The organism is Roseobacter phycocola (assembly GCF_042055075.2).
Taxonomy (GTDB): Bacteria; Pseudomonadota; Alphaproteobacteria; order Rhodobacterales; family Rhodobacteraceae; genus Roseobacter.
In genome coordinates this window covers 321,684-334,457 of sequence record NZ_CP194010.1, presented here as the reverse complement: position 1 = coordinate 334,457, position 12,774 = coordinate 321,684, and the positions used below count along the sequence as shown (strand labels likewise).

General features: G+C 59.9%; 10 protein-coding genes. 3 read left to right on the top strand and 7 right to left on the bottom strand.

Translation table 11 applies throughout. From position 1 onward, the window contains the following. Positions 1-37 precede the first annotated feature (37 nt). Both AB4K19_RS01800 and AB4K19_RS01795 read left to right on the top strand, forming a co-directional pair. Entirely contained in the window at positions 38-1,024 is a 987-nt protein-coding gene (locus AB4K19_RS01800; RefSeq protein ID WP_375230265.1) for a LysR family transcriptional regulator, read from the top strand. A 147-nt stretch (positions 1,025-1,171) separates the two neighbouring features. Then, positions 1,172-3,592, top strand: a complete 2,421-nt coding sequence (locus tag AB4K19_RS01795) for a GcvT family protein (protein ID WP_436398844.1) — start codon at positions 1,172-1,174, stop codon at positions 3,590-3,592. Between the two features lie 36 nt (positions 3,593-3,628). Here AB4K19_RS01795 and AB4K19_RS01790 read toward each other — a convergent pair whose 3' ends face one another. The 7 genes from AB4K19_RS01790 to AB4K19_RS01760 all read right to left on the bottom strand — a co-directional run bounded on the left by AB4K19_RS01790 (position 3,629) and on the right by AB4K19_RS01760 (position 12,494). Beyond that, positions 3,629-5,182, bottom strand: coding sequence for an alanine/glycine:cation symporter family protein (locus AB4K19_RS01790; RefSeq protein ID WP_436398842.1), 1,554 nt, complete (start codon positions 5,180-5,182; stop codon positions 3,629-3,631). A 9-nt stretch (positions 5,183-5,191) separates the two neighbouring features. Next, the gene (locus AB4K19_RS01785; RefSeq protein ID WP_375230264.1) at positions 5,192-5,629 is read right to left on the bottom strand and encodes a universal stress protein; all 438 of its coding nucleotides are present in this window, start codon (positions 5,627-5,629) and stop codon (positions 5,192-5,194) included. Positions 5,630-5,923: 294 nt separating this feature from the next. Beyond that, positions 5,924-7,654, bottom strand: coding sequence for a CHASE2 domain-containing protein (locus AB4K19_RS01780; RefSeq protein ID WP_436398840.1), 1,731 nt, complete (start codon positions 7,652-7,654; stop codon positions 5,924-5,926). A gap of 79 nt (positions 7,655-7,733) precedes the next feature. Then, positions 7,734-8,261: a FecR domain-containing protein gene (locus AB4K19_RS01775; RefSeq protein ID WP_436398839.1), complete on the bottom strand. Its 528-nt coding sequence runs from the start codon at positions 8,259-8,261 to the stop codon at positions 7,734-7,736. 89 nt (positions 8,262-8,350) lie between these two features. After that, positions 8,351-9,391, bottom strand: coding sequence for an aromatic ring-hydroxylating dioxygenase subunit alpha (locus tag AB4K19_RS01770; RefSeq protein WP_436398837.1), 1,041 nt, complete (start codon positions 9,389-9,391; stop codon positions 8,351-8,353). Positions 9,392-9,591: 200 nt separating this feature from the next. After that, a complete protein-coding gene (locus AB4K19_RS01765) occupies positions 9,592-11,448 on the bottom strand; it encodes a serine hydrolase (RefSeq protein WP_436398835.1) in 1,857 nt (618 codons plus the stop codon). Between the two features lie 38 nt (positions 11,449-11,486). After that, complete coding sequence (locus tag AB4K19_RS01760) at positions 11,487-12,494, bottom strand: VPLPA-CTERM sorting domain-containing protein (RefSeq protein WP_436398833.1); 1,008 nt, start codon at positions 12,492-12,494, stop codon at positions 11,487-11,489. On the opposite strand from AB4K19_RS01760, the gene AB4K19_RS01755 reads away from it, so the two are divergent. Continuing rightward, positions 12,493-12,639 (top strand): hypothetical protein, encoded by a 147-nt coding sequence (locus tag AB4K19_RS01755; RefSeq protein ID WP_375230252.1) that lies wholly within the window; start codon positions 12,493-12,495, stop codon positions 12,637-12,639. The genes AB4K19_RS01760 and AB4K19_RS01755 overlap by 2 nt on opposite strands. Positions 12,640-12,774: the final 135 nt, after the last annotated feature.

Sequence of the window (12,774 nt, the reverse complement as noted above, 5' to 3'; positions counted from 1 at the left end):
GGATCGTTAGTATCAGGTGCAGCGCCGGAGGCCCGCAATGCACCGATCCAAACTCACTCTGAAGTCACTCGAACTCTTTCGGGAAACGGCCCGCTGCGGACAGGTGCAAAGCGTAGCGCAGGCAGCGGGCCTGTCCGTCAGTACGGTGTCCCACCACCTGCGCCAGCTTGAGCATACGCTCGGCGTTCAGCTGCTGGATCACGCGCGCAGACCCATGGCACTGACCCCGGAAGGTGCCGCATTTCTGGACCAGATCGATGGGCCGCTCGATCTATTGCGCAAGGCAGAGGGTGCCGCACTGACCGGGCGGCTGTCCGACATACGCAACCTTCGCCTGGCGCTGATCGAGGATTTTGAGGATGAGGTCGCGCCGGATCTGGCCCGTCAGCTTGCCCGCGATATGCCGGCCTGCCGGTTTTTGCATCTGACCCGGCCCAGCCATGACATTCTGGCGCTGCTCGACAGCCGCGCGGTGGATCTGGGGCTTGCAACGCGGCCCGACTCCGAACCGGAGGGTATCCGCGAATGGCCGCTGCTGCGCGATCCTTATGTTGTGGCGATGCCGCTCGCGGCGCCCGAAGACCCTGCGGATCTGCTGAAGGGGAAGAGTGATCTGCCTTTCCTGCGCTACAGCGATGATCAGCTGATGGGCCGGCAGATCAGCGCTCATCTGCGCCGTCAGCGTTTCGAGTTGCCACAACGGTTCCGGTTTGAGAGCACACAATCCATGATGGGGATGATCGCAGATGGAAAAGGCTGGGCGATCACGACACCGACCAATTATCAGCGCGCGCACAGGTTCTGCCACCAGGTGCAGATCGTGCCCCTGCCCGGCCCCGGATTTGCCAGGTACATCTCCCTCTTTGCCCGCGCGGATTTCGATGCGGCAACGGCGCAAAGGGTCTGGCAGGTCATGCGTCGATTGATCCGGGACTATGTTATCAGCCCCGCCGTGCGCCAGACCCCCTGGCTTGATGGCGCACTGCATATGCCGGAAGCGCCGGACGACAAAGCGTTTCGTTAAAAGACCACGTTTGCGATGTCGGGCGGGCCTGGATTTTCAAAAGATCGAAACCTGAATTCGATTCCATCGTCATTCCCGTAATTCTGTTGACCCGTCCGGCCTGCTTTCGTCTCACTGCTGCAGGCACTGACATATCGGAGAGCAGGCATGAGAAAATCGGCACGGGTTGTTGTCATCGGTGGCGGCATCGCCGGCTGTTCCACGCTCTATCACCTCACGCAGGAGGGCTGGAGCGATGTTATGCTGCTGGAACGCAATGAGCTGACGTCCGGCACGACATGGCACTCCGCCGCCCAGGTTACCAACTTTGGCATGAACCAGACGATGGTGGGACTGAAAACGCATTCCATCAATCTCTACAGGGAATTGTCAGAGGACCCGGATTACCCGATCAACTATCACCACGCCGACGGTGGCATCCGACTGGCGAACACCGAAAAACAGATGGACGGCTACCGCCATTTTGCATCCATGGCGCGCGGCATGGATGTGCATTTTGAAGTGATCGATGCCGAAGAGTGCGCGCGGCGTCACCCGCTGATCTCGACCGATAACCTGGTGGGCGGGCTCTGGGACCCGCTGGACGGCGATATTGACCCGGCACAGCTCTGTCAGGCGCTGGCGCGGCGGGCCCGCAAGGCCGGTGCAGAGGTACACCGCAATACGCCGGTCACTGGCCTGCGGCAGCTGCCCGATGACAGTTGGGTGGTTTCAACGGACAAGGGCGATATTCATGCGGAGATCGTCGTGAATGCCTGCGGCTACCGCGTCAATGAGGTCGGCGCGATGATGGGGGTGCATCACCCGGTCATGTCGATGGAACACCAGTATTTCCTGACCGAAGAAATCCCGGCCATCCGGGACGCCGGACATCGGATGCCCCTGCTGCGCTGCCCGATCAGCGACTACTACTGCCGACAGGAGAAAAACGGGCTGCTGGTCGGTTTTTACGAACAGGACTGCAAAACCTGGGGGATGGACGGGATCGATCCGAATTTTGTGAACGCGCTCTGCCCGGACGACCTGGACCGCGTGACGGATGTGCTCGAAGGGGCATTTGGCCGTATGCCCGCGCTGATGGAAACGGGCATCCACACGGTCGTGAACGGGCCGATCACCTATACGATTGATGGCGCGCCGCTGGTGGGTCCGATCCCCGGCAAGCGCAACGCCTTCTGTATCATCGGATTGCGTGCAGGTCTGGGCGAAGGTGGCGGGCATGGCTGGCTGCTGGCACAGCAGATTGTGCATGGCGAGGCCTGTTATGACACCTGGGTGACTGATCCGCGACGCTTCACCGGGCACGCCAATGTTGAACTCACGGCGCTGAAAGCCATAGAGGATTACCAGAACGAGTTCCGGTTTCATTTCCCGCACGAGCATCGCCCCGCAGGCCGCCCCGCCAAAACAACCCCCCTGACCCCGGTTCTCGCCGCCGAAGGCGCGGCTTTCGGGACGGTGAACGGCTGGGAGCGGATGGAGTTCATCAAGCCGGACCCCGATTTTCACGAGGATTACGGATACCACTTCAACAACGTGTTTGATGTGGTCGCTGGTGAAGTGGACACCGTGCACAACCGGGTCGGCCTGACCGAAGTCAGCGGCTTTAACCGGTTCGAGCTCACTGGCGCAGATGTGGATGTGTTTCTCGACCGGATAATCTGTGGCCGTGTCCCCCGCAAGGCAGGACGCGTAGGGCTTGGGTATTTGCTGAACCATCAGGGCATGCTCAAATCCGAGGCGACCATTGCCCGGTTGCCGGATGGCCGGGTCTGGTATGGCTCTGCTGCCGCGGCGGAGTATCACGATATGGACTGGTTGCAGGCGCATCTCAGGAGCGATGAGGATGTGCAGATCCGGTCGCTTACAAACGAACATACGATCCTTGTTCTGGCGGGGCCCCGTGCACGGGATGTGATGTCGGCGGTCAGCCGCGCGGACTGGTCCGCAACGGCCTTTCCCTGGCTGCATGTCCGGGAGTGTTTCATCGGGATTGCGCCGGCTGTGGTGATGTCCGTCAGTTTCTCCGGCGAACTGGCCTATGAAATCCATGTACCCAACAACCAGCTTTATGCCGCCTGGCTTGCCCTGCGCCGCGCCGGGGCGGACCATGGCATGGGCCTCTTTGGCAGCAGAGCTGTGGATTCCATGCGCCTCGAAAAAGGGTATCTGCACTGGAAGGCCGAGATCCTGACCGAATTTGACCCGTTCGAAACCGGTCTGGGACGCTTTGTGGACTTGGCCAAGACGGGCTTCATCGGGCAAGACGCATTGCGCATCCGTCAGGCGGATGGCCCCCGGAAGCAGCTGGTCACACTGCACCTTGCGAGCGACGACACCCCGGCCCAGGGCGGCGCATCGGTTATGCAGCACGGAAAGGTCGTGGGAACTGTTACATCCGGCGATTTCGGGCATCGCACGGGCATGAATCTCGCCATGGCGTTCGTAGAACCCGGTCTGGCCGTTGCCGGTCAGAGGCTTGAGGTGGATGTGGTGGGAGTACTCGTGGGCTGTACGGTCATAACACCCGGGCCCTATGATCCGCAGAACAGCCGCGTTCGCGGATGACCGGGGGCGGTGTGCCCGCCCCCGACGCGTATCTCATCAGTGTGAGAACTTTTTGATTTCGCCGGACTTCAGGCGGGCGCTGTAGGATTCCAGCTCCTTGCGCACAACCTTCATCAGGAAGTAGAGCGCAAAGATATTGACCACAGCCATGGCAAAGATCGCCGCGTCCGAGAAGTCAATCACCGGACCAAGACTTGCCGCCGCACCGATGACCACAAAGACGCAGAAGATGATCTTGAAGGTCAGTTCAGATGCCTTGCCTTCCCCGAACAGATAGGTCCAGGCCTTGAGGCCGTAGTAGGACCAGGAAATCATGGTCGAGAAGGCAAAGAGCACAACCGCCACCGCGAGCACATACGGGAACCAGCTGATCCCGGATGCAAATGCCGCAGAAGTCAGCGACACACCTGTGTTGCCATCAACAGTTGCAATCGCTGTACCGGCTTCGTTCAGAACGTAGTTTCCTGTCGCTTCGTCGATGATCAGCTGCTGCGAAATGATGATGACCAGCGCGGTCATGGTGCAGATCACAACCGTATCGATCAGCGGCTCAAGCAGAGACACGAACCCTTCGGTGATCGGCTCTTTTGTCCGCACCGCGGAGTGCGCGATCGCCGCAGAACCAACGCCTGCTTCGTTCGAGAACGCCGCCCGCTTAAAGCCCTGGATCAGCGCACCGACAAAGCCGCCCGCAACACCCAGACCTGTGAAGGCACCGGCAAAGATCTGGCCAAAAGCCCAGCCGATCATGTCAAAGTTCACGATCAGGATGATCAGCGCCGCACCGACATAGAGGATGCCCATGAAAGGCACGACCTTTTCTGTCACATTGGCGATGGATTTGATCCCGCCCACGATTACGGCAAAGACCACGGCGGCAAAGACCAGACCGGTGATCCAGCCCGGATAGTCACCGACGATACCGGAAATCTGTGCGTGGGCCTGGTTAGCCTGGAACATGTTTCCACCGCCCAGAGCGCCGAGGATACAGAAGATCGAGAACAGAACCGCCAGGATTTTGCCCCCCGGCAGTCCAAGTTCATCAAAGCCTTTAGACATATAGTACATCGGACCACCCGACACCGTGCCGTCCGGGTATTCGTTGCGGTATTTAACGCCGAGCGTACATTCGGTGAATTTCGATGCCATGCCCAGAAGACCCGCGAGGATCATCCAGAACGTGGCTCCTGGCCCGCCGATCCCGACGGCCACAGCAACACCGGCAATGTTGCCCAGACCGACAGTGCCCGAGAGCGCCGTGGCAAGCGCCTGAAAGTGACTGACCTCGCCTGCATCGTTCGGATCTGAGTAGTCACCTTTCACCAGCGAAATGGAGTGCCCGAAGTAACGCAGCTGCACCAGCCCGAAATAGACGGTGAAAACGGTGGCCGCGATCACCAGCCACATCACAATCCAGGGGAACGACGTGCCCGGGAAAGGTGCAAAAATAAAGCTGACGAAAGGCCCCGTAAACTGCGCGAAAACCTCGTTGACGCGCTGGTCAAGCGTTTGTGCTTCCTGTGCGGCAGCCGGGCTGGCCAGCAGTGCCGCAGCGGCTGCACCAGCGAGATACCTGATATCTGTTTTCATGTTGATCCCTCACCCGACGACTGTGACTGGCATGCTGGCATGCATGACAAGGTTACTGGTTGAACTGCCGAAGATGCGGGACGTGAACCCGCTTTCGGAGGAGCGGCCGACAACGATCTGATCCGCTCCGTTTTCTTCGGCGATGGCGTTCAGCGTTTCGGCAACATCGCCGTGACGCACTTTGCCCGTGGCGGTGAAACCATCCGCTGTCAGCTGAGCGACGGCCGGCTCAACAACCCGGCTGTTTGCCACTGCGATTTCTTCCTCGCGCCGCTTGTGCCGCTGCGCATTCTCCTCTGCAGTCTGGAAAGTAAACGGTGACCATTCAATCACGTAAACAACCAGAATCTCACAGTCCCCGATGAGGCGGGCAAGCTGCTTGCCATGATCAAGCGCACGATTGCCCGACCCCGCTCCATCCAGACCGACGACCAGTTTTGTTGGCATATGTCCCTCTTATTTTAATGTGGCGGGCAGACGCGCGCCGAATGTGCCGTGATTTTTCAGGGGCGGTTCTGCGGCACTTAAAATTGCACCCCATTCACGAAGCATTAACCATTTCCGCCAGCAAATGGGTCTGAATTTTTCCCATTTTTCGACGAAAAGACCGAAAAAACGACATATCAAAGTGAAATTGTTCAATATCTGGTCAATTTGCAGAACAGGGCTCACACCCGCAGGGCGAGAATCGCTTTCACGTCATCCGCGCGAAAGTGGTGTCACCACCAGGCAATCACGGTATCAGCCCGCATCCGGGATCGTGTCCGTTTTCCAGATACAGACGGAAATGTCACCGCTGCGGCCACGCACGCGCACACCTGTGCGTTTCTCCGGGCTGAACGGCGGCGGCCCATTGAGTGCGCCCATAAAATCATCGCTTGCGACGACTACTGCATCCTCTTCTTTGGCTGTTTCCATCAGTCTGCTGGCCAGATTGACGTTGTCGCCCGAGACAGTGACCTGCTGATGACTGCTGGCGCCGAGGCGGGACAAAACAACCGGTCCGCAGTGCAGCCCGATCCGGCACCGGACCGGTGCAGTCTGCCCGGAAGGCAGCGGTGCGGCCTGGAGTTTCTGTACGATCTCAAAAGCCGCGCGCAGCGCCTTATCGGTCTGTGGTCCGGTTTTTTCAGGCTCCATGCCGAACACAGCCAATGCACCGTCACCCATGTAGTTCAGGACACTGCCACCCATCCGCCCGACGGCCTCTCCGGTCAGCTCATGAAAGGACCTCAGCAGATCACGCGTACCATCGGGGCCAAGTCTTTGCGACAGGCTGGTGAAACCCGACAGGTCCACGAAAAGGATCGACATAAACCGGTCAACCGGTTTGGCCAGAAAATCCGGATTCCGCGCAATTCTTTCCGCAAGCGCCGGTGCCTGAAACTGTCGCAGCGCCGTTGCGGCCATTTCAGTGTGCCGGGCGTTCTGACGTTCGAGCCGGTACCGGAAGCCCGCCACAAAAAGCACTGGCGGAGCCGCAGCCAGCAGGGGCACCGCGAGACTGATCCAGACACCGGAAGAAAAAAACATCGCTGCGATCCCGAAACTGGCGGCCATGAGCAGGACAATCAGGGGAAGCGAACGCGACAATGGCAACTGCATCAGCGCGAGCAGGCAAAGAATGGTCAGCCCAACAGCATGTGCGGCGTCCCAGCGCCGAAGGTTTTCGGGTCGCTGAAGGCCCGGCCCACCGATCAGCTGCGAGACGGCTGTGGCGATGATCTCCACACCGGGTGTGCTGTCATCAAAAGGCGTCGGGAACCGGTCCCCCACGCCGGAGGCCGTGTATCCGAGCACTACCATCCGGTCCTGCAACACACCCGACAAGGGCCCGTCCAGCAGCGCGGTGGCACTGACGGTCGGGACTGTGCCCGCCGGCCCAAGGTGGCGCAACGGCAGATAGACGCCATCCTTCAGCACAAGGGTCCGCTCCCCGAGGGTCAGCACACCGTCGCTGAACGAGGCCTGATCACCTGAGAACAGCACAGCGGCGGACAATGCCATCGCCGGATAGATGCCGTCGCCGGTATCGAGCACCAGCGGCATGTAGCGCGGCGTACCCCGGGTATCGGTGGATACGTTGACCAGCCCGGGCTGCGCCGCCGCAGCAAACAACGCATCCGGCACGAGCGCTCCACCCGAAGCCCGGTCAAACCGCGCAGCCGCAGCGATTGCGGACGGGACAGACGCGAGCGCCGCTGCGAGATCCGCGTCGGTTGCCGGATCCCGCAGATCCGCCAGCAGAACATCAACTGCCAACGCGGCCGCGCCACTGTCACTGATATTCCGGATCAGGGTGCTCAGCACGCGCCGGCTGTTTCCGCCCGGCAGGTCGAGTGTTTCGTCATCCAGCGCAACCAGAACCACCTCAGAAGCGGGAGCCTGCTGGCCAGCCAACCGGAAGCGCAGATCAGCAAGCCACAGCTCTGGCGTCTCTGTAATCCCTGCCCGGCCTGTGACATGCGGCAAGACAACTGCGGATACCCACAAAACCGCAGCAATCAGCGCCAGCAGGACCGCGCTTCGCGAAAACCTCTGACTTTGGGTGTCAGCGTCCAAAGCGCGCCAGCAGTGCGGCGGCCCGGCGTTCAGGCCAGCGGCTGACGGAGATACCGGTTTCAGGGGTCACATCTGCTCCCTCGCCCGCATTTACCTGCGCGATGACCGAGGAGTCCCCGGGGCGCGTTACGGTGACCTGCCCTTCAAGGACAAAAACAGAGGTCTCGCCGTCACGTGAATCGACGATGTACACAGTGCCACGCACTGCCGCGATGGCTTCCGGTGTCCTGATCTGCGTAGACCGGCTGCCGGGTACGACGTCAATCAGGATCGCGCCATTCTGCAGCTCAATGGCGCGGGGCGGTGCCTCACCTGCACGTTCAATAATTTTCAGCGACGCCGAGGGCTCGCGCTCCATCACGAAATCCGGTGTACAGGCAAAGGACTGACGCGGGGGGTTGTCGAGCTCTGTGCGCACGCAGTCCGCAGCGGCGCGATCGGGCTGAAATGCACCTGCGACCAGCATCGCCACTGCGGCGCAGGATGATATTCCCTGGCAAAAGAATGATCTTCGCATCAGTTCCGCCCCTGTTTTTGCCCGGTGAGTTACCCCGCGACGGTTTCACAAAGCTGTTTCTGCCGCAAGTCTGGACGCGCAGACAGCCCCTATTCGGCCATTTGCCGGTCAACCTGCTGCTCTTCATTGATCATCGCCTGCAACTGCCGGCGGAACCGCAGCGGTCCCGCATCAATCGGCAGATCAATATGCGGACTGCGTTTGTCGGTCATGCCTTTCTGGACTTCATTCAGAACCGCACGGTCTTCCTCAAAAGCTTTCTGAACATCAGCACTCATCATGGCAGACAGTTCTGCGTCGTCCGGCCGGATATTGCGCAGCTGGAACCAGTAGTACCGGGTCTGATGCGCGTTCGTGGGGGTCATGAAATTGTAGCTGTCCATGATGAACGTATCGTCATGCAGCGGTCCGTCCGGGCCACCGGTACCTGCCGGGGTAAATACCGCCCGGATCAGCGCATGTCCGGGATACCTGACTTCGTAATGCTGCAGACGGTCGCAGTTTCCACTGAACCCGATGACTTTTTTGTAAAACGGTGCCGGTTCGTGATCCATGATCCAGCGATGCACGACCACGCCCTCATCCGTTTTTGTCACGCGCAATGGTGTGTCCTTGGTGCCGGCCGCCGCGAAACTGGACTCGTGAACCCAGGCGACATGGGTAGGATCCAGAAGATTATCGCACATCAGCAGATAGTTGCATTCGAGCTCCATCGCCGAGCCCCGGTTGATGCCCCATGACGGATCATCAAAGTTTGGTATATCAAAGATGTCGGCTGTATCTGCGAGCGCCGGATTGCCCATCCATATCCAGACCAGCCCATATTTTTCGCAGAGCGGATAGGCATGCACGCGCGCCTCGGACGGGATGCGCCCGGCGCCTGGCGCACGCACGCACTGGCCGGCACAGTCGAATGTCAGACCGTGATAACCGCATTCAACAGTGTCCCCCCGGATACGGCCCCGGCTCAGCGGCAGCTTGCGGTGCGGACAGGCGTCTTCCAGGCCGATAAGGTCGCCGCTTTCCGTACGGAAAATGCAGATCTTTTCATCCAGCACCGTGATCTGACGCAGGTCGCGCGTGATTTCGCTGGCCCATGCCGCAACATACCAGGCGTTTTTCAGGAACATAGCTTCACTCCGGCTGTCAGCGTTCGGGCACCCGGCGCAGATTTAAACCGGGTTCGCGTCAGCAGTCGAGAGCGATGTCACTGCACCTGCCCGCGCTGTTGGACAAATGCTGCATCAAAGGCGCACATACTGCGCGCGCCGGACAAAAAGAGCGGCGCCCCGAGGACGCCGCCGCCAGTGATCAGCCTGTGCAGAGCTCCTTACCAGGCAACATCCCAGTAGTCTGTACTTTGCGGGACATCCGCGTTTGCCACAATCTTGGCAATCGTCCCGGTCATCCCCCGGATCGATGCGGTGGTGGCATCTGACAAGCCACTGGTATTGGTGCCGATCGCCACGTGGATTTCGCTCAGATCCTCACCGCTCACCGCTGTATACCCGGGCCTGAACACAGCCACGGTAGCGTACCCGCCACCCGTGGCACCGTTGTGGTGCAGCTTGCCCCGTGAGGTGGCGCGGAAGCCAGCGATGTCCATGCCATCATAGCCGATGCTGTCGGCAAGGTGGGTGGTGATCGCAAGAATACCCTGCGCCGAAGAGGTCCACCCACCTGCGGCAAGACCGGTTGTAGAGGCCTTGAAGGGCAGCTCATTGTACCCCGTACTGGTGCGTTCATAGGGGTAGGCATCATGCGCATCCGGTGTCGCTTTCTGTGCCCGGACTTTTCCCTTCAGACCCATCGGTCTGAGATAGCTGTTCACCGTGTATTCGCGATAGGTTTTTCCGGTCAGCGCCTCAATCAGGAGGGTCGTCATCCCCATGCCGTGGTTGGAATAGGAATACCGTTCGCCTGCTTTCCACTGCAGCGGACGTGTCGCCAGAAAATGCTTGTGGATCAGGTCATATGTCGGCTCGCCATGTGCGGGATATGTGCGGCGCGTGGCTTCGACATCCCCACTGCGGAAAAAGCCGCTCGTGTGGTCAAAGAGGTGCTGCACCATGATGTCACGGAACCGGTTGCGTTTATGGCCGTCGAAGGGGTGATCATACTCATAGGGCGCGCGGTACGCTGTAAGGTCCCGGCTGTGGCCCGAAAAAGCCAGCTTCCCGGAGGTCCAGACATAAACATGATCATCGCCGGCAATGCCGATCCCGCGGATACGGTACCGGGTGTCGGACTGGTTGATAACCGGCGACGTATAAGTCCTGTTGACAAAATGGGTCCCGAAATTGAGCGAATTTCCGGAAGACACCGTGCCGTCATCATACCAGACGTAGACGTCACTGTCCGACTTGGCGATGCCGATGCCGACCACGTCATGCATGGATTTGCGGTCGCCGTCAGAGCCGACAGGCAGTGTCACCGTTTGCGTCGGATCGCCGTCATCGTCGACCGGAATGCCTGCACGGGCATCAAGATCCCACGCTGTTCCGATACTGCGGGTGCCGTCTTTGTACCAGGCATATGCATGGCCCTGCGGATTGAAGGCCACAGCGTGAAGGTCGTGGGCCTCACGCCCTTCGGCAACGGTGTAGGATCTGGGTTGTTGGTACGCTGCGAGGTCCGACGAGGTCCCGACACTGTACGTTCCGTTCCGGTACCACGCATGAACCCGGTCATCCGGGCCAATCGCCATTGCAACAATCGGCCGGTGCCTGTCTGTAGAGATCCGCTGGACTGCGTTGTACCGGGTACCCAGAATACCGTCCGGCCCGTAGACTTTGGTGGTGGCCGGGTCCATACCACGGGCCTGCATCGCCTGATAAAGTGCAGGCGCCGAGACCGTGGCCTTGCCGACCGAGCCAAAGCGCGTGCGGTCATCGTGTTGCATGATGTGAATGCCGCCGCCCGCATTCTCCGGCCGCCGCGACAGACCGAGCCCCTTCGAATAGACGAGACGTCCTCCTTGCGTGACGGCCACGGTCAGGCCGACAATGCCGCCGTCCTGCATCAGCTCAGTGATTTCGCTGTCGATGCCCGATGTGAGGGAGGCCGGAGCGAACCCCTCCGCCGCCAGGCCTGCCCCTGCGAGAGACGCAAAGACACCTGCAAGGATGAAACGGTGAGCGCCACCGCGCAATGAATGATCTTCAGTATGATTTCTCTGGAAAAACATCGGTAAACTCCTTGAACAATAAACAGATTTCCGGGAACTCAGGACCGGATGCGCCGCCTAGCGATACCCAGCCCCGCGAGGCCAGCCAGCAGGAATGAGAAGCTGGCAGGCAGCGGCACGGGTGCTGGCGCGGGCGTGTATTCAACGGCATTGCGCTGCCTGAACCCGGTCAGCAGTTCCACCGACCCGCCCGGATCGAGGCTGATGGAAAACAGATAGCGGAAGGTCACATCGAGAGCGGCTTCCGCAGCATCCGCTCCGCCCGCTGCACTTGTTGCCGCAGAAAAAAGAAAACCGTCAAATCCGTCGCCACTGGTGACAAGGTTTTCAGTAACCTGGGCGGTTCCGCCTTCTTCCGTGATTGTGCGCAGATAAGGCGCGAGAGGCAGGTAGCTGACGGTGGCCCCGGAAAGCGCGCCGAATTCGCTGAAAAGCGTACCCGAGGCGCGGGCGAAACCATCCGAACCGTCATAGGAGGACAGAAACGAGGCCCGCACGTCGCCCACGATGTTAAAAGAGACCAGGCTGTCGCTGACATTTTCGAAAAGAAACCCGCGTTCATTGATAAAAAATGCGGACCCATCGGATGCGACCGGACCGGACGCTATTTCTGCCCGTACAGAGCCACTGTTGTTCACGGTCCGGTCAACAATTGATGTATCGAACGGGTTGGCGTCCGGATCATCGACAGAGGTGACCTCAACGTCATAGGCCGCAAACGCACCCTCGGTGCCCCCCGGAAGCACCGTTTCATCCGTGCGGACTGAGCTGAATGGCACGACGGGTTCCGAAAATGGATTTGCCACGACGGTATTTACTGAACTGGTGTTCGTGGCATCCGGGTCATCGACGTTTGTTTCGATATCCGCGCCCAGAACCAGAGACCCCGGCAGGATCGAAAGGCGCACAGCATCGGGCACAGAACCGGAATTGACAGTATACCTGTGAAAAAGGCTCAGTTCGCTGTTCGCGGAAACCGGCGCGGAAATTGCTGCGCCGGCCCACAAGGCCACTGCGGCGGAAAGAGAAAAAACGATTATTTTCATGATAATAGCTTTCGTTACTGTTGATCTGCAGGCCGGAACTGATCACGCGATCAGTCGTCCGGGCCGCGCGCTGAAAATGGCGCAGGAACAGCAGATGACATCAGCCGTCAGGTTTCCGTCAGGGCGCAACCTGACGGAAACCTGACGGTCCCCACCGCATCACCGGCTTTGACATGAACCTGCCTGCACGTACCGCCATGCTGTCAAAGCGCCGCCGTCGCCCGGAGACACGGGTCATCCGGCATGCCGCCGAACTTGTTTTCACAGACCTTTTGCCACA